Source organism: Sphingobacterium sp. Ag1, from assembly GCF_000988325.1.
GTDB lineage: Bacteria > Bacteroidota > Bacteroidia > Sphingobacteriales > Sphingobacteriaceae > Sphingobacterium.
The window spans coordinates 285,600-303,555 of sequence record NZ_LBGU01000042.1; the positions used below are offsets into that span (position 1 = coordinate 285,600).

Genomic DNA, 17,956 nt, shown 5'->3' on the forward strand with positions numbered 1-17,956 from the left:
ATCGAAAGTTGACAGGAAGACAAAAAAAATACATCAGTCTTTTATTGAAGATATTGGTTTTCGCTCTGGCGACCTGGTATATTGCCGTGAAAGTATCTGATAAAAGTAATATTGAGAAGTTTAAAACCCTAGTAGCAGGTTTAGAACAACATTCTGTTGTTTGGACCCTGGTTCTGATCGTGGTGTTAATGCTTGTAAATTGGTTGCTTGAAGTCGTTAAATGGCAGTATCTTGCCTCTAAACTGGAGCGTATTTCATTTTGGCGGGCCTTCCAATCCGTTTTTTGCGGACTTACCTGGGCTATTTTTACTCCCAATAGGATTGGAGAGTATGGTGGACGCGTTCTTTTTTTACAGCCTCAACATCGCGCAAAAGGAGCCGTGGCGATGGGCGTTGGATTGTTTGCACAATTGGTGCTCACAAGCGTTGCGGGATCATTAAGTATCGCTTGGTTTATCTGTAAATTTCTCTCAACTCCTTTAACCGTACAATTTGGTGTATGGCTACTTGCAATTATTTATGCCGGAGGATTTGTCATCTTATATTTCAATGTAAAATGGATCGATTTATTGGTCGGCAGAATTAAGTTTTTGAAACGGATTAAGCCTTTCTTTGAAGTATTGGAACATTATTCAATGCGCGAGCTCCGTATTGTTCTTTTAAATTCTTTGGCGCGATTTGTCATTTTTACTTCTCAGTATATCATCTTGATGAAGCTAACGCTACCTGAGTTACCGCTTTTATCCATGGTTCTGATGATTTTTATCCTGTTTTTTGTGCAGGCAGCGCTACCTACATTGGATATTTTTGATTTCAGTGTTAGAAGTTTCGTTGCAAGCAATCTATATAGTTATATTACCACACAGGAAATTGCTGTAATGGCTATTGTTTCCTGCATTTGGTTCGTCAATTTGATTCTTCCAGCTATATTTGGTTCTATTTTTGTTTTTAAGATAAATTTTTTCGGTGATACAAATTCTTAACTATTTATTGATCATTTTTGCCTGCGTATATGTAATTCTAGTTTTATGGATGCGCAGAGGCTGGTTCTTGCTTTCGGAGCCTAACAATACTGTTAGGCCAACAATGACCGTATCTGTCATTATCGCAGCGCGGAATGAGGAGTTAAATATTAGGCGCACCATTGAATCGATACTAGGGCAAAATTATCCTAGAGAGCTCCTGGAGTTAATTATTATCGATGACCATTCGGACGATAGTACGTCTTTGATTGTGAAAGAATATGAAGAAAAAGGTGTCAAGCTGATTCAATTGAACGAAAATGGCCGTTTGAATTCCTACAAGAAATTAGCGATTTCAAGAGCGATAGATTGCTGTCATGGCGAAATTATTATCACTACAGATGCAGACTGCCGCATGGGGTCGAACTGGCTAACGACAGTTATCAGTACATTTGAGAAAGAAGGTGCCTATCTACAATCTTCTCCAGTAGTGTATTCAGAAGAAAAGAGTTTTTTTGAACGACTGCAGACCTTGGAATTTTTGTATTTGATAGGTTTGGGTGCTGCAGGTATTGGTAATAAAAAACCAACGACATGTAATGGTGCGAATTTGGCCTATCGAAAGGATATTTTTAAACAAATGGGCGGATTTAAAGGGATTGATGAGCTTGCATCCGGAGATGATGAACTTTTTTTACATAAGGTAGCAGAACAATATCCCGATCGTATAACCTTTTGTAAATCACAAGATGCCGTTGTTTATACAGATGCAAAACCAGATTTGAAATCATTCATTAGTCAGCGTAGACGCTGGGCTTCAAAAAGTACCAAATATAAAAATAAAGGTGTCATCGCATTGGGGATTTCCATTTGGTTTTTCAACTTATTGATATTGGTTGCTGCAGTTCTTGCGCTCTGTGGTGTGAAATTTGTTGCTTGGGTAGTACTGTTCGCGTTGTTATTGAAGATGACTGTCGAATTTCTTTTTATTCAACCTTTAACCAGGTTCGCAAGCAGAAATGAACTCTTATGGTATCTTCCTTTATTAAGCCTGGCTCATATCCTTTATCTAGCTTATATCGGCATATTGGGTAATGTTGGGAAGTATGACTGGAAAGGAAGGCAGGTCAAGTAGCTTACTGCAATTTTTCGACCTTTAGTTTTATAGCTTCCTCAGCTAATTTAACGATCTCTTCAATATTCTTGCCCTCCGTATCCAAAGGATTTAGAACCTCCCAGGTCATATGAAGAAATGGGGTTAATGGATACATCCCATATTGTACCATTTCATATGATCCTGTGATGGCGATAGGAACAACGAGTGCGTTCGGATTCTTCTTTAGTAATGTGGCAATTCCGCCAACATGAAAGGCCTTCATTTTTCCGGTTTTCGATCTTGTTCCCTCTGGAAAAATAAACGCGGACCAGTTTTTGGTTTTCATATTATTGGCAAGCTTCAATATCTCAGCAATAGACTGTTTGGGGTCATTGCGATCTATATTTGCGGCACCACCATGTTTTAAGTTAAAGGAGATGCTAGGTATACCGCTGGCAAGTTCAATTTTAGAAATAAATTTTCCATGAAACCTGCGTAAAAAATAGATCATTGGCGGAATATCAAAGGTGCTTTGGTGATTGGCTACAAAGACAATGGGTTGCCCTGTTGGAATATTTTTATTGTCGATAAACGTCACCCGATTAAATAGTGTGTAATAGCAGGCAACGAGACAGGCATTTAATATATCCACACTCTTTTTGTGTGCATTATATCCACCCAGCTTTAAACATAACCACTGTATAGGGTGAAAGATAATCAAGGATAAACCAAAACAAAACCAAAATATTATAGATAGGAAATAGCCTAAAAACTTCTTCATAAATGTTATTTAATGATACAAATATATCATTAAGCAGTGGTTTTTAAAAAATATTGATTTTATAGTGTTTTGTTTTAATATTATTAATGTTATATTTAATAATATTAATATAGTTATTATTTAATGAAAAAAATACCGGTTGATTGCCCTTGTTGTGAAGCGAAGTTAAAAGTCGCTAAATTGGTGTGTGACTCCTGTGAAACCGAAGTTGTTGGAAAGTTTTCATTACCCGTGTTAATGCAACTTACTGTTGAGGAGCAAGAATTTGTTCTGAATTTTTTGATACACTCAGGAAGTTTAAAGGAAATGGCAAACCAAATGGGAAAATCCTATCCGACAGTTCGTAATATCCTGGATGATCTGATTCAAAAAGTGAAAGCTCTTACGAATAAAAATAGTGTTGGCAGAAATAGAAATATTTAGTGGCGAGGGAAATCGAATGATTGATGAACATAGAATGATGTCATGATGAAAAATAATACGCTTTTTACCGAAAGCCAATCTTTTTTTAGCTGGTTATTATGTTTGATCCTTTTAACGGTCAGTGTAGCCAGTTTTTCTGTGCACTGGCATGATATCTTGCAGTTGGATTTTGTTCCATTATTTCAATTACCAGGATTTTGGATCAATTTGGTATTGTGGGGGTTATTTGGCATACTACGATTAAAAACTACTATTCGTGAAGATGGAATTGAAGTCTATTTTTTCCCATTTAATTTCTATCGTAAAAGGACGCTTTGGGCAGATATCCGTGCTATTCAGGTACGAAACTATAACCCGATCGGTGAGTTTGGTGGATGGGGATTGCGGAGGGGGGTGAGAGGTCTGGCTTTTTCAGCTCGTGGTAATATGGGGTTACAACTTACATTGGAAACTGGTAAGATATTACTTATTGGAACCCAAAATCCGGCTGTGATTGAACAGCTGAACTTATCTCAATTCTTAAAAAATGAAAGTTAAACAGATTTTTCAGAATCCATTTGCGGAATTCCCAGAGTGGAAGTTATTCTTTGCAGGTGTTATCGGATTTTTGTTATCAAGCTATGTTATTTATTTATCGGGCCAGCAGTTCAATGGTTTTATGCATTTCTATCAACCGGATAGGGTGATTTCGATATGGGCTGTATTGGGCGTTCATGCCTGTATGGTTTTGGCTCCTTTTACACTTCTTTACGGTACTGGGATGTTATTGAACAGAAAGACCAGAATCATCGATGTCATGAATGTCGTTCTGATTATGCCATTTCCGCTTTATCTTGCCTTATTTTTAGGGAAATTGTTAAACCAGGATAAATTCACGGCTCAAGTATTAAAAGCAGTGCAAAACGGTGATCATACATTGGCTGGAGTTGATAGAAACCAGCTGCTTTTATTCGGTATGTTTGGAATGGTCAGTTTGTTATTGCTATGCTATCAATTCTATTTATTGGTTAAGGGTATGAATGTAGCCGTTAATAATAAGAAAATTGGGATCAGTATGGTATTTGTGGCATTATATTTTATATTGGATTTATGCATACAGTTTAATTTCTAGTAAAAAACGACAATGAGAAAAATTTTATATCTATTTATCATTTGTTTTCATTTTTCATGTACCCATGCGCAGACATTTGATGGCTCATGGAAGGGCGAGGTTGAGGTTTCAGGGCAGAAGCTGCTATTGGTATTCAATATTCAAAAAGATAGTGCAGGGAAGTGGAATGGTACCTTTGAGAGTCCGATGCAAACAGCGCAGAAATTTCCAATCAATCAAATACGTATTCAACACGATTCCATTTGGATGGATGTTAAGAATATAGGTCTTCTGTATGCGGGCTTTTTGGATCGGGATAAAGATGTTATGAAAGGGGTGATGAAACAAGGCCCCTTTGAATCTGCTATGATTTTAGTACGAAGCGAGAATGAACAGAGTGGGCTTTCTCGTAAGCAGGATGTTTTTCCTCCTTATAGCTATACGGAAGAGGAAGTTTCGTTTAAAAATAGTGCCGGCAATGCAGTTCTTACGGGCTCTCTGACTTATCCTAAAAATGGTGGACCATTCCCCGCGTTGGTGTTGGTCAACGGTAGCGGTCAGCAGAATAGGGATTCTGAAGTGTTTGGCCACAGGCCATTTAAGGTGCTTGCAGATCATCTTACCAAAAATGGTTTTGCTGTATTACGTTACGATGATCGAGGGGTAGGCGGCTCTAAAGGAGAAGTTAATTTAGCGACAACAATTGATTTTGCCTCTGATGCCAATGCTGCAGTTGATTTTCTCAGCAAGAAAGCTATAGTAGATGTGGATAAAATCGGAATGATCGGGCATAGTGAGGGAGCCCTAATTGCCGAAATAGTGGCATCCGAGAACAGTAAGGTAAAGTATATTGCACTTTTGTCTGGACCTGTGATCAAAGGAGATTCTTTACTGATCTTACAGAGTTATGCTTTAGGAAAAGCGGGCGGATTATCTGAAGTAGCATTACAGACCAATAAGGCAAATAATCGAAAATTGTATACTATTCTATTGGAAGACGAGCCACCCAAGGTGTTGGCCGAATCGTTGGAAAAGGAACTTATTCAGCAAAATAATGGTAATCCACTAACGCCTGATATGAAGATTAAGCTTAGTCCAATGATGAGCCCCTGGTTTAGAACGTTTCTTCGTATCGATCCGGCTTATTATCTGAAGCAGCTGAAAGTACCGGTTTTTGCTTCATTTGGCGGAAAGGACGTCCAAGTTCCTGCAAATGAAAACATTTATTGTCTCCAACATCTGCACTTAAAGACTACCGACATCACCATTAAGGATTATCCTAATTTGAATCACCTTTTTCAGCACGCGCAAACTGGAAAAATTGAAGAATATTTTGAAAACTCAGAGAGTTTTAATGAGCAATTGATGGACGATCTTACAAAATGGCTTAAATTGAAGACAAATTGATGTAATGAACTGAAGGCCGCGAGTTTTAGTATTTCTTTCCGGATCAAATAGGGGTAAAAGATCAGGGCCATTTAATGTTCTATTAAATGGTCCTGACTATATTAGATCAACCTGACTATATTAGATCAAGGGATATATCTCTTTGAAAGGTTGATTTTCCAATTAAGGTGTTGTATTGGCTACAGGAAGTATTTTCCCATTGAAATAGTGATGTCCATTTTGAGCGAACTCTGCGATATAACGACCCATTTCAAAGGCTAAAGTACCCGCTTCAACACCCGGAAAAGCAGCCTCGAACATTTCAGTCTGAGCAGATCCTAAGGCTAGACAGTTCACTTTGATTCCTTTTTCCTTAAACTCCTCCGCTAAGCATTCTGTAAGCACTGCTAATGCGGCTTTGCTGGTTGAATATGCCGAAAGTCCGGGAAACTTCAATGATCCCTGGAATCCGCCCATACTGCCAATATTGACAATATGTGAGCCTGATGGCATCATGGGAACAACGTGTTGTATCATATTGACATGTCCCATTACATTAGTTTGTAGCATTTCTGCAAAATCCTTTCCATCAGTTTCCATAAATGGCTTATTGATCAGTGCTCCAGCATTGTTTATCAAGATATCAACCTTATCAAATTTTGATTGGATGAAGGGAACAAGTGTAGTATAGTCATCGTAGACAATATCAAATTGAGCGGGGTATAAGGTGCCGCCATCATAGTTGAGCTGACCTGCAATTTCATGAAGTTTTCTCAGTTTGTCTGCTGATCTAGCCAAAGCAATGACTTTGTTGTCCTTTTTAGAGGTCAAATCCAACACCGCTTCAAATCCAACACCACTACTTGCACCTGTAATAATAATATTTGCCATGTTTATTCTTCTAGTTTTTGACTTTGTTCAACTTCTTCTGCGGAAGGTAATTTGTCCTCTCCAATTGCTTGCGGATGAAAGATAAAATAAATTCCTGAAAGCGCGACGAGAGCGGAAATAATATAAAATAACAAGGTGATTAAAACCGCATTGTGTGAGTCGACGTGAAATATGCCCGCTCCCCACATAATCACAAGTTCGCGCATGCCTAATCCACCGACTGAAAAGGGAATGATTGAAACCAGAGAAGATGCAAGGAATAAAAATAGGTAAGGAGAAAATTTGCCGCTAAATCCTAGCGCATAAAGGATAAGAATTGCTGCAATAACTTGCATGGATTGTACACCGATTGCTTTTAAATGAGCTTTTAGAAATGTAGCCTTGTATTCTTTAAAGAACTTGGTTACGATAAAGTAATAGAGAACGCTCCCTATTATAAATAGAATAACGGTCAGATAGTTCGGGATTCCCAGCTGTGGCATATAAGTAATTAGCGCTGCAATGATCAGGCAAAGTGCCCATAATCCACTTAATCTATCTAAAAATAAGGCTGTAAATAATTTTCGTCCTTTAATATTGAATCGTTTTCTGAGGAAGAATATTTTATAACCATCTCCGCCAACACCGCCTGGTAAAATGAGGTTGTAAAATAGGCCAAGTTGATACAGTTTTAAATTATATTTTTCAGTAACATCCAAACCAATTGCCTTTAAAAAGGTCAATAAACGCGAGGAGGAAATAAAAATAGAGGTGCTATAAGCAACTAAAGCAAAGAATAGATAAAGTGGATTGGAATTGATGATGGCTTCTTTCAGATCCTTTAGCGATACCTTGCTGAATACCCAATATAAGGCCCCCACAGTAACGACAATCTTTGCTATATTTTTGGCTATTTTGAGCCCCTTTTTTTTATCCATATAAATTATACATCCAATCTTGTTCGGCTGTAATTAGCGTTTTGGAGAATCCAAAGTTAGAAACTTTGGCGAATTGTGCAATTGCGATTAAGCAATCGTTGGGTAAATTCTTGAATACAATAATATCAAATATAAAATACCAAAGATAGTGGCGAGAGAAAATAGCCAATTTAGGTCAATTCTGTTATATTTGTGCTTGAGCACAGCGATCATTAATCCAATAATGAAGCAAAATAACAGGATAGGAGCTATAAGAGCTATCTTATTGGTAAAAGCAAGGCTGATTTGATTCAATTTGCTTTTTGCTTCCTGTCCTAAAAAGAGCGGATAAGAGGCAAAGGCCAATAAAATGATAAATAACCTTAACAGTGTTTTTGCGATTATTTTGCTTATGGTATGATTTTTGGCTGTAATCTTCATGATTTGTGGATTAATTAAACCCAAAAATACAATTTGAAATTAAAATTTATACATATGAATCGATTCGTTTTATCATTAGCAACTGTTTTTGCTACGGTGACCTTATTTTCTTGTGGAGCACAAAAGCAAGGTACATCAACTGGAAATCCTTCTTCCAATACGAGTGCAGCTTCTGGTCCTAGCGCTTCGGATTGGAAATCCGCTGTAAAAGGAACGTGGACATTGAATACAATCGATAGAGAGAATTTACCTTCTTCATTCACGATCAAAAGTGTATTTGAAGAAGCTCCGGCAGAATGTTTCGTAGGTAGCACATGGAATTTTATTGGAAATGGGAAAGGATCAATTACATTTAATGCGCAAGGAACTTTGTGTGCTCCAGGAGCATCACGTGAGATTTTTTGGTCTATCTATAATCCTGGAAAAGGCTTAGGAGAACCTCAGTTTCAATTTAAAAAGATTTATGCGGGCGATAAGGCGAAGAACGTAACAACAGGTTACCGATTAGATTTATCTTATTCTGATGGAAATAAATTAGTTATGCGTATGCCGTTGACAGTTGCTAATGGAGAAGCTTATTTAGTTTTTAACTTTACGCGCTCAAATTAAACATAAACGATAAAAAAAGAATAACAGAAAGCTATAGGAATTCCTATAGCTTTTTTTGTTTAAAATTTAATACTTTTACACTCCCAATTCATTATGATTTATTTGCACTGTAGACGGATGAGTTGACGAATACGGTGGACGGCAGGTATTGTATGATAATCTTGTGCGTGGCTAAATTAATCGCGGATAAACTAATTGTAAGTATGGGTATGGGATAAATATCTAACGATTTCGTCAGGTATTGCTTAATCTAGAGAGAAACATGGCTGAACAAAACACGAAAACTGCTTTAATAACAGGTATAACAGGACAAGATGGTGCCTATCTAGCAGAATTCCTATTGAAGAAAGGATATAAAGTACACGGTTTAAAACGCCGTAGTTCTTTATTCAATACGGATCGTATTGACCATCTTTATCAAGATCCTCATCTTGACAACCGAAATTTCACGTTGCATTTTGGTGATTTAACGGATTCAACCAATTTGATTCGTATTATACAAGAAACACAGCCTGACGAGATTTACAACCTTGCGGCACAATCTCACGTAAAGGTTAGTTTTGATACGCCAGAATATACTGCGAATGCAGATGGTATCGGTACCTTGCGGATTCTTGAGGCGGTCAGATTATTGGGAATGATCGAAAAAACCCGGATTTATCAGGCTTCCACTTCCGAATTGTATGGATTGGTGCAAGCGGTTCCACAAAGTGAAACAACACCCTTTTATCCCCGAAGTCCGTATGCTGTAGCAAAAATGTACGGGTATTGGATTACTGTAAATTATCGGGAAGCTTATAAGATGTATGCCTGTAATGGTATTTTATTTAATCACGAGAGCCCTGTAAGAGGAGAAACTTTTGTGACACGTAAAATTACCAGGGCTGTGGCAAAAATCGCACTAGGGTTGCAGGATAAATTATATCTTGGTAATCTGTCTGCACAACGTGACTGGGGGCATGCCAAAGATTATGTAGAAGCAATGTGGTTGATTCTGCAACAAGAAACCGCAGAAGACTTTGTGATTGCTACAGGTGTGACAACAACTGTTAGAGACTTTGTTCGCATGGCTTTTGCAGAATTGGGAATTGAGATTGAGTTCAGTGGAAAGGGAGAGCAGGAGAAGGGGGTAATTATCGATATCGACGAAGAACGCCTGGCCCAATTAAATATTGATAAGTCGTTGATTAAATTCGGTCAGACTGTTGTCAAAGTTGATCCGGCATATTATAGGCCAACTGAAGTCGATTTACTTATTGGTGATCCGACAAAAGCGAATACAAAACTTGGATGGACGCCAAAATATGATCTTCAGATGTTGGTAACAGACATGGTACAATCCGATCTTCATCTGATGAGAAAGGAAGAATACTTAAAACAAGGCGGATTTGAAACCTTGAATTATTTTGAATAATTCATAATTGGTAAAAAAAATAAAACTGGAATAATTTTTGTTTAAACATTCAATAGTATAAATTTATAGATTTATACCTATGAAAATGACAGTATATTATGATAAATTCAGAAGTTGTTTCGAGTAAGAAAGAAGAAGAAAAGAAGAAAGATTCTTCGAAGATTTACTTCTTTATCATTGCGATAGCAGCATTACTTGCAACAAACATATATTTTTATGTCAAGTTTAAGTCCAATGGTGAAAAGGTCTACACACTTACAGTAGAAAAAGAAAATCTGCAGGTACAAATCGATCGTATTGAAGCTGAATTGGATAAAATTGATGTAGAAAATGTCCAATTGACGCCAGAGATGACCGTGCAGAAGGATGATTCTAGGGCGGAGATAGCAGTGCTTCGTAAAAAGCTTGAAAATAAAAGTATTACTCCAAAAGATATTGATGATGCACAGCACAAGATCAATCAGCTTAAGAAGCAGGTGGATACGTATCGTGTAAATGTGCAACGGCTGATCCAGGAAAATCAAATTTTATCGAAGCAAAACTCCAATTTGAGCGAATCTGTAGTTGAAAAAGAAAAACAGATTACTTCGTTAGTTACATCAAATTCGGACCTGAAAGAGAAGGTTGCGACTGCTTCGGCACTAAAAGTTTCAAGCATCAGTATAAATGGCCTTGAAGTCAAAAAGAATGGAAAAGAATTTGTAGAAGAACGTGCTAAAAAAATCGATAAGCTGAAAATCAACTTTACCGTTGCTGATAATCCGTTGGCTAAAAGTGGAGAACGTGATATATATGTCAGAATTATTGATCCGCCGGGAAATCTGGTCGTGCAAGGTGATAATATTTTCTATGTACATGGCGAGAAATTACAATATACTTTTAAACACAATATTTTATTTACCAACAAAGGTGAAGATTATATCGTCTATTGGGCAGCTGAAGAAGGATTCTCTAAGGGCGCCTATACGGTTCTGTTATATGAAGATAATGCAATCATGGGACGATCTACTGTTGTATTGCGTTAAAAATAGATACACTATTAAACAAAAAAGCTCTTTGCAGTCATGCAAAGAGCTTTTTTGTTTAATAGTGTATGCTGACTTGTTATACTGATCCTTAAACCAGAAGGATAAGGCTATCCATTAACTTGATAAGTTATATGCTATCAGTGTTTGAATTATGAGGTGCTCATTGAATTGGAGCAGCAAGTCCTTATATATACGCTGGAGATAGGCCGTATATAAGCTTTCTTCCAGGTCTTATTTTTGTTGATTACCTAGCTACACCTATTAAGATTCTATCTGTTGCAAAGGAAGCAGTATATGAAACGTTGTACCGTCGCCTTCAACAGTCTCAAAATAGATTTGTCCATTACTGGCTTCAATTGTCTTTTTGACAAGAACTAGCCCTAAACCGTTTCCGGAACTCTTCGTCGTGAAATTAATCTGGAAAATTTTATCCTGCATCTCTTTGGGAATCCCATAACCGTTGTCTTTGATATCTATCTTGACAAATTTGTCTGAGTAGCGTTCAATAGAAATCTCGATTTTCATGTTTTTTCGTCCATAACCGCCTTCAATTGCATTTTTTATTAAGTTATTGAAGGTTCTCAATAGCTCATTACCGTCGGCTTTTACAATAAGAGTTTTGTGATCAGCATTGTTAATCAGACGAATACTGACATTTGGTGTGTTGTTGTACAAGGAAATAGACTTTGCTACTTTCTCTACAATATTGATATTTTCCATTACCGTATTTGGGAATTTCGCAAAATGTGAAAATTCCGAGGCAATATGCGTCAATGCATCGATTTGTTCGATGAATGAAGTGGAGAATTTATTGAAGCGATCCGGAAATTTAGGGTCTTCATCTTTGTACGATCTACGGAGTTGCTGAATACCTAGTTTCATCGGTGTCAGCGGATTTTTGATTTCATGGGCGATCTGTTGAGCCATCTCGCGCCAGGTGGATTCTCGCTCGGTATCTTTGATTTTATTAGCATAGTCCTCCAGCTTTATGATCATGAGATTATATTCTTTGATCAATGTACCTATTTCATCATTTCGTTGCCAAAACAGAGGCTCGTTAGGCTGTCCCAGGCGAAGTTGTGAGATTTTCTTACTGATGATACTCAATGGATTGGTGACACTGTTGGCCACAAACGTCGCATAAAAACCAAAGCCTATGATGATCAGCGAATAAATGTTCACTATGGTATTTAAAAGAAGATTCTTATTGATATTTTCTTCCTTCTGAAGTGAGAAGTTTGGTATACCTATATAAGCCAGTGTATTATAGTTTTTATCCCTGATGGTGGCGTAGCTGGTCTCAAATTGGAAAGTACCTATACGCTCATCTTCAATCGTCTCCGATTTTTTTAAGATGGAAAGATTCTTCAGTGCAGCCGGATTAATAAAAGTGGAAAAAAGCTCCAGATCGTAGATTCTGCGCTGCGAGCTATAGAGTAACCTGCCTGATTTGGAATAAAGATTGAAGTCTTTGGAAATAGTTTCGGATAATGTCTTGAGAATACTGATAAGCTGCGTCTCGGTGGATGTTTCATCTGTGTAGGTCAACATATTTTCCATCCGTTTGCCTAGTTCGATAATAAAACGTTCCTTACTTGCTTTATTGTTATTATAAAGCTGCTTGTTGATACTTATATACGAAATTACTGCCGATATGAGGATTGCCAGTATTACCGATGAGATAATGGAGGTCTGAATACGTGTAGAATACTGTATTTTATTAACTATTTTGTAGAACTGATATTTTAAATTACGGAAAGTTAGCTTGGTGTTCTTAAGAAAGATATAGAAGGATTTTATGAAATGGAAAAACATGAAAATCATAAAAAATACCAAGAACAGAAATGAAGTCGTCGCTAGATAATCCCAAAAAGAAGGCTTTTGTTTACTGATCACATAGGTGGAGAATTTATTGGCAACATAAGCCATATGTAAATATGCATCGCGATCCAGCACCTGAATATATTCTCCTGGAACACCTTTCAGCCCCCTCAAATTGTTTTCGTAGGTATACTTTCCAAACTGTGTTATTAAAGAACCTCCTTTATAAAGGGCTATTGAATAATCCCCTTTGTTATAATATTGCGAATTGTTGATCCGCATATCGGTGAGGATTTCAGGATAGGGAACCGTATAACTAAAGTCTTTATTGGAAAGATTGATGATAACATTGACGATCCTATTTTGGTCAATGGTGACAGGAATGATGGAGAAGTATTCATGCGTGCCTAATTCCGCGCTGGCACGGTAGAAGTTCTGTGTGACTTTTATCGACTTATTGATTACCTTTTCTCGATATTCATTGATCTTATTCTGACTGGCCGGATTGAGCGGAACATTATTCTGATCATAATAATATGCTTTGAACTCATATTTGGAGAGATAGCCACTAAAGTACTTTTTCTTGATGAAATCGTTGATCCCCTCGGTATTGGTATAGGGAAGGCTGATATTAAATAGGTGTTTTAATTCTTGATCGTTTGCTATACTACTTTCAATATCGGAAAACAATGAAACAGCATTGACATCATCTTCTGATTGTAAATTACTCAATAAGATTTTCATGTCAATTAAGTTCCGTTCCTGATAGAAACGAGCGTGCGTGATCGCACTTATGATTGCCCAAAGTATCAGTACGGCAATATAATTTGTTAATATATGTCGATCGAAATACTTTTCGCCAAAGGATTTAATAAGGATGATCAATGCAAGTAACAAATTGACCAGGCTATTTTTCTCTATATAGAAGGATATGATCAGGATGACAAAAATGACACATGCCAGTTGAATGTTGAGTAGCTGCGTTGGTTTTAATTCTAATTTTTTAAGAAAAAATAGGACAAGATCAATGTAGATGCTCAAGGCCAAAATACCCATGCCAACAATGCCTAAATCTACCCAACTTAGGAAATGTAAATCGACAAGTTTTGTGAAATCAAAATAGATGTTGTTGGAGTGTGTAATCAGGGTACCAGCGATGTCATACAATAGACCGAACGACAGGTATATACTTAGAATAAATCCGATTGCGATAGGAATTCTGAAGAGTCGGATGTTCTTTATCTTGTCGAAATTGAGCTCTTTGCGAATTGAATAGATAAATAGAATCAACCATAACACCAATATGGTGGTGGACATCACGGACCATATATTGGGGAAGAAGCGATTGTAAGCGTAATTGCGCGAATCGAAAATTGAAAATGTCGCGTTTTCGGACAGCAGATTCCATTTAAGATCGGCAAATTTGACGAGGCTAAATACCGATAATAGCAGTAATGCAGACCACCAGGCCCTTCCTGTCTTGGCCATATGTAGGCAGAGACTATTGAAGAAGATCAGTAATGCGATCCAGGCAAGTAGCCAACAGAAGAATTGCAAAATCGTATAGGCATTTTCATGCTCTCCGTCTTTTAGCTTAACAGAGAATAGATAAGACCCTTCATTGCTATAGATATTTTTAATGGTGACCGTGTCTGTATAGGAGGCAATGTCGATATTTCGAGAGTCGAAGAAGTTCCTTCGCAATGAGCTATTTAAATAGGGGTTATTGTTATTTGTATAGCCTTTTACAATAATATAGGCGAGTATACTGATATTACCAATTGTTTTTTTTCGAACAACGTAAGAACGGTTATCATCCTGAATAAAATTGGATTTTTCTGGGAATCCCTGATCTGTAATTGGCACAAATAGATGTGTGCTCCACATCTTCGGTTCATGGTCCTTAAAGAGAAATAAATAAACCTTCTCATTGGTTTTAAACTTTTCGAACGCCTGATAAACTGCAATAGGATATTGGTCGTAGTTTTTAAATGTTTTGAGTAGAAGAGAATCATTGAAAATTCGGTCGACCTTTTTCTCTTGTTGAGCGATATAATCATTGAGTGATTTTGTATCAATGTCCAGTATTTCCCTATTGGTAACAGATTCTTTAATGGTGATAGCTGTTCCTATAAAGCATAAAGTCAAGATAAGTAGGAGTAATCGAATTTTTATACCAGAATTCACGTTCGTCAATTTACATTATTGTAAATATAAAAAAAAGTCCTTGCTTTCTTAGGGCAAGGACTTTTATATTATTTTCTGAATAGCCTATTTTAATGGGCTAGAAAGAATCTTCAATCGGTTTCTTAAGCATTTGTTAATGCTATCGAAAACACGAAGGATTTTAATTGCTTATTAAGCGTGCGGTTCTTCTTGTCTGAAGATTTTAGCAGTCAAGTACTCACGATTTAAGCGAGCAATGTTTGTTAACTTGATACCTACAGGACATTCAGCTTCACAAGCACCCGTGTTGGTACAGTTACCGAAACCTTCAGCATCCATTTGATCTACCATTGCCTGAGCACGTTCGTAACGCTCAGTTTGACCTTGAGGTAACAGAGCAAATTGAGATACCTTTGCAGATACGAATAACATTGCAGAAGCATTTTTACATGCTGCAACACAAGCACCACAGCCGATACATGTTGCCGATTCGAAAGCTTCGTCAGCAATACGTTTAGGAATAGGAATCACGTTTGCATCAGGAACACCGCCTGTATTGATATTTACATATCCTCCTGCCTGTTGAATGCGATCAAAAGCAGTACGGTCGACTGCAAGGTCTTTCAATACGGGGAATGCAGCGGCTCTCCAGGGCTCGATCACGATAGTCTGTCCATCGTGGAAGCTACGCATGTGCAATTGACATGTTGTAGTACCTTCTTTAGGACCGTGAGGGCGACCGTTGATGACTAATGAACACATCCCGCAGATACCTTCACGACAGTCGTGATCGAAATATACAGGATCTTCTCCTTTACGAGTCAATTCTTCATTGACAATATCAAGCATCTCTAAGAAAGACATATCATCAGCGATATCGTTTGCCTGATAAGTTACAAATTGACCTTTATCTTTATCATTTTTTTGACGCCAAACTTTCAGCGTTAAATTCATATGTTGTGCCATGATAATTTTCCTTCTTATTTATAACTTCTTTGTGTTAACTGAACGTTCTCGAATACCAAGTCTTCCTTGTGTAATTCCTCAGGTACATTGTCTCCTTTGTATTCCCAAGCAGATACATAGGCGAATTCATCATCGTTACGTTTTGCTTCACCTTCTTCAGTTTGGCTTTCCAAACGGAAGTGACCACCACAAGACTCAGCGCGTTGCAATGCATCCACAACCATTAACTCACCTAATTCTAAGAAGTCAGCCACGCGACCAGCTTTTTCTAAAGAAAGATTTAATTCTTCGTTCTCTCCAAGTACTCTAACGTTTGTCCAGAATTCTTTTTTCAACTCTTGGATCAAACCTTGTGCCTTTTGTAGTCCTTCAGCTGTACGAGCCATACCACAGTATTCCCACATGATGAGACCTAATTTTTTGTGGATATCATCAACAGTTTGTGTACCATTTAAAGACAACAATTTGTTGATTTTCTCTTCAACTTCTTTACGTGTAGACTCGAAAGCTGGGTGGCTATGATCTACTGGCGCAAATGAACCTAATTTAGCTAAGTAATCACCTACAGTGTAAGGAATTACGAAATAACCATCGGCAAGACCTTGCATCAACGCCGAAGCACCTAAGCGGTTTGCGCCGTGGTCAGAGAAGTTACACTCACCCAATGCATACAATCCAGGAATTGTAGTCATCAAGTTGTAATCAACCCATACACCACCCATTGTGTAGTGAACAGCTGGGTAGATACGCATTGGTTGTTTATAAGGGTTCTCGTCCGTGATTTGGTAGTACATGTCAAATAAGTTACCGTATTTAGCACGTACAGCATCTTCACCTAGACGACCGATAGCCTCTTTAAAATCCAAGAATACCGCGAAACCAGTTTTACCAACACCACGACCATCATCAACAGCTTCTTTTGCATTACGAGATGCCACGTCACGTGGTACCAAGTTACCGAATGAAGGGTATTTACGCTCCAAGAAATAGTCTCTGTCGTCTTCCTTAATGTCATTGGCTTTGATCTCTCCTTTACGTAATCTTTCAGCCATTTCTTGGGTTTTAGGAACCCATACACGACCATCATTACGTAAAGACTCTGACATCAATGTCAACTTAGACTGGTGATCTCCTGTTACCGGGATACAAGTTGGGTGAATTTGAGTATAACAAGGGTTCGCGAAGTAAGCACCACGTTTGTGTGCTCTCCAAGCTGCTGTAACGTTACATCCCATTGCATTGGTAGACAAGAAGAACACGTTACCGTAACCACCAGTACACATTAATACTGCATGTGCAGCATGCGTTTCGATTTTACCTGAAACCAGGTCACGAGTTACGATACCTTTAGCATGACCATCGATCATTACTAGGTCTAGCATCTCATGACGTGTGTACGATTTTACTTTTCCTTTTTTGATTTGACGGTTTAACGCTGAATAAGCGCCCAACAGCAATTGTTGTCCTGTTTGACCACGTGCATAGAACGTACGGCTAACTTGTGCACCACCGAAAGAACGGTTGTCTAATAGACCTCCGTATTCACGCGCAAAAGGAACACCTTGAGCAACACATTGGTCAATAATGTTGACAGATACTTCAGCCAAACGGTAAACGTTTGCCTCACGTGAGCGGTAGTCACCACCTTTGATTGTATCGTAGAATAAACGGAAAACAGAGTCACCGTCATTTTGGTAGCTCTTTGCTGCATTGATACCACCTTGTGCTGCAATAGAGTGCGCGCGACGAGGTGAATCTTGATAACAGAATGTAATTACATTATATCCTAATTCAGCTAAAGACGCTGCTGCAGATGCACCAGCAAGACCTGTACCAACAACAATAACGGTAAATTTACGTTTGTTAGCAGGGTTAACCAACTTAAGATTAAATTTATGATTTGACCACTTTTGGGCTAATGGACCCGCTGGTACTTTTGAATCTAACATATCTCTTAATTTTATATTGATCGAGAAAGCCTGAGCT

At 37.9% G+C, this 17,956-nt stretch carries 15 protein-coding genes; 9 read left to right on the forward strand and 6 right to left on the reverse strand.

Features of this window, described 5'->3' with window-relative positions:
• The first annotated feature begins 8 nt into the window (after positions 1-8).
• Positions 9-983, forward strand: a complete 975-nt coding sequence (locus AAW12_RS17325; RefSeq protein ID WP_046674897.1) for a lysylphosphatidylglycerol synthase domain-containing protein — start codon at positions 9-11, stop codon at positions 981-983.
• The gene (locus AAW12_RS17330) at positions 967-2,097 is read left to right on the forward strand and encodes a glycosyltransferase (protein WP_046674898.1); all 1,131 of its coding nucleotides are present in this window, start codon (positions 967-969) and stop codon (positions 2,095-2,097) included. Before AAW12_RS17325 ends, AAW12_RS17330 begins: the two co-directional genes overlap by 17 nt.
• A 1-nt stretch (position 2,098) precedes the next feature.
• Here AAW12_RS17330 and AAW12_RS17335 read toward each other — a convergent pair whose 3' ends face one another.
• Complete coding sequence (locus tag AAW12_RS17335; RefSeq protein ID WP_046674899.1) at positions 2,099-2,839, reverse strand: lysophospholipid acyltransferase family protein; 741 nt, start codon at positions 2,837-2,839, stop codon at positions 2,099-2,101.
• 123 nt (positions 2,840-2,962) lie between these two features.
• Here AAW12_RS17335 and AAW12_RS17340 point away from each other — a divergent pair, with 123 nt between their 5' ends.
• From AAW12_RS17340 to AAW12_RS17355, 4 genes are read left to right on the forward strand one after another with little or no spacing between them, the layout of a single operon-like run.
• A complete protein-coding gene (locus AAW12_RS17340) occupies positions 2,963-3,262 on the forward strand; it encodes a DUF2089 family protein (RefSeq protein WP_046674900.1) in 300 nt (99 codons plus the stop codon).
• Positions 3,263-3,304: 42 nt separating this feature from the next.
• The gene (locus AAW12_RS25675) at positions 3,305-3,799 is read left to right on the forward strand and encodes a hypothetical protein (protein ID WP_156167684.1); all 495 of its coding nucleotides are present in this window, start codon (positions 3,305-3,307) and stop codon (positions 3,797-3,799) included.
• Positions 3,789-4,373 (forward strand): hypothetical protein, encoded by a 585-nt coding sequence (locus tag AAW12_RS17350; protein WP_046674901.1) that lies wholly within the window; start codon positions 3,789-3,791, stop codon positions 4,371-4,373. The genes AAW12_RS25675 and AAW12_RS17350 overlap by 11 nt, the downstream gene beginning before the upstream one ends.
• A gap of 12 nt (positions 4,374-4,385) precedes the next feature.
• On the forward strand, positions 4,386-5,759 hold the full coding sequence (locus AAW12_RS17355) for an alpha/beta hydrolase family protein (protein WP_053003774.1): 1,374 nt from the start codon (positions 4,386-4,388) through the stop codon (positions 5,757-5,759).
• Between the two features lie 162 nt (positions 5,760-5,921).
• Here AAW12_RS17355 and AAW12_RS17360 read toward each other — a convergent pair whose 3' ends face one another.
• Together AAW12_RS17360 and AAW12_RS17365 are read right to left on the reverse strand one after the other, a co-directional pair.
• Complete coding sequence (locus AAW12_RS17360; RefSeq protein WP_046674902.1) at positions 5,922-6,629, reverse strand: SDR family NAD(P)-dependent oxidoreductase; 708 nt, start codon at positions 6,627-6,629, stop codon at positions 5,922-5,924.
• A 2-nt stretch (positions 6,630-6,631) separates the two neighbouring features.
• On the reverse strand, positions 6,632-7,546 hold the full coding sequence (locus AAW12_RS17365; RefSeq protein ID WP_046674903.1) for a lysylphosphatidylglycerol synthase transmembrane domain-containing protein: 915 nt from the start codon (positions 7,544-7,546) through the stop codon (positions 6,632-6,634).
• A gap of 474 nt (positions 7,547-8,020) precedes the next feature.
• Here AAW12_RS17365 and AAW12_RS17375 point away from each other — a divergent pair, with 474 nt between their 5' ends.
• The 3 genes from AAW12_RS17375 to AAW12_RS17385 all read left to right on the forward strand — a co-directional run bounded on the left by AAW12_RS17375 (position 8,021) and on the right by AAW12_RS17385 (position 11,014).
• Complete coding sequence (locus AAW12_RS17375) at positions 8,021-8,575, forward strand: lipocalin family protein (RefSeq protein WP_046674905.1); 555 nt, start codon at positions 8,021-8,023, stop codon at positions 8,573-8,575.
• 262 nt (positions 8,576-8,837) lie between these two features.
• Complete coding sequence (gene gmd, locus AAW12_RS17380; protein ID WP_046674906.1) at positions 8,838-9,989, forward strand: GDP-mannose 4,6-dehydratase; 1,152 nt, start codon at positions 8,838-8,840, stop codon at positions 9,987-9,989.
• A gap of 98 nt (positions 9,990-10,087) precedes the next feature.
• Positions 10,088-11,014: a hypothetical protein gene (locus AAW12_RS17385; protein WP_156167685.1), complete on the forward strand. Its 927-nt coding sequence runs from the start codon at positions 10,088-10,090 to the stop codon at positions 11,012-11,014.
• A 264-nt stretch (positions 11,015-11,278) separates the two neighbouring features.
• Here AAW12_RS17385 and AAW12_RS17390 read toward each other — a convergent pair whose 3' ends face one another.
• From AAW12_RS17390 to AAW12_RS17400, 3 genes are all read right to left on the reverse strand, one after another.
• The gene (locus AAW12_RS17390) at positions 11,279-15,025 is read right to left on the reverse strand and encodes an ATP-binding protein (protein WP_053003775.1); all 3,747 of its coding nucleotides are present in this window, start codon (positions 15,023-15,025) and stop codon (positions 11,279-11,281) included.
• Positions 15,026-15,196: 171 nt separating this feature from the next.
• Positions 15,197-15,970, reverse strand: a complete 774-nt coding sequence (locus AAW12_RS17395; RefSeq protein WP_197084076.1) for a succinate dehydrogenase/fumarate reductase iron-sulfur subunit — start codon at positions 15,968-15,970, stop codon at positions 15,197-15,199.
• A 14-nt stretch (positions 15,971-15,984) separates the two neighbouring features.
• Entirely contained in the window at positions 15,985-17,919 is a 1,935-nt protein-coding gene (locus tag AAW12_RS17400) for a fumarate reductase/succinate dehydrogenase flavoprotein subunit (protein ID WP_046674908.1), read from the reverse strand.
• Positions 17,920-17,956: the final 37 nt, after the last annotated feature.

Coding starts and splice junctions, on each gene's coding strand:
- AAW12_RS17335 (WP_046674899.1), bottom strand. CDS start 2,839: ATGAAGAAGTTTTTAGGCTATTTCCTATCTATAATATTTTGGTTTTGT.
- AAW12_RS17340 (WP_046674900.1), top strand. CDS start 2,963: ATGAAAAAAATACCGGTTGATTGCCCTTGTTGTGAAGCGAAGTTAAAA.
- AAW12_RS25675 (WP_156167684.1), top strand. CDS start 3,305: ATGATGAAAAATAATACGCTTTTTACCGAAAGCCAATCTTTTTTTAGC.
- AAW12_RS17350 (WP_046674901.1), top strand. CDS start 3,789: ATGAAAGTTAAACAGATTTTTCAGAATCCATTTGCGGAATTCCCAGAG.
- AAW12_RS17355 (WP_053003774.1), top strand. CDS start 4,386: ATGAGAAAAATTTTATATCTATTTATCATTTGTTTTCATTTTTCATGT.
- AAW12_RS17360 (WP_046674902.1), bottom strand. CDS start 6,629: ATGGCAAATATTATTATTACAGGTGCAAGTAGTGGTGTTGGATTTGAA.
- AAW12_RS17365 (WP_046674903.1), bottom strand. CDS start 7,546: ATGGATAAAAAAAAGGGGCTCAAAATAGCCAAAAATATAGCAAAGATT.
- AAW12_RS17375 (WP_046674905.1), top strand. CDS start 8,021: ATGAATCGATTCGTTTTATCATTAGCAACTGTTTTTGCTACGGTGACC.
- gmd (WP_046674906.1), top strand. CDS start 8,838: ATGGCTGAACAAAACACGAAAACTGCTTTAATAACAGGTATAACAGGA.
- AAW12_RS17385 (WP_156167685.1), top strand. CDS start 10,088: ATGATAAATTCAGAAGTTGTTTCGAGTAAGAAAGAAGAAGAAAAGAAG.
- AAW12_RS17395 (WP_197084076.1), bottom strand. CDS start 15,970: ATGGCACAACATATGAATTTAACGCTGAAAGTTTGGCGTCAAAAAAAT.
- AAW12_RS17400 (WP_046674908.1), bottom strand. CDS start 17,919: ATGTTAGATTCAAAAGTACCAGCGGGTCCATTAGCCCAAAAGTGGTCA.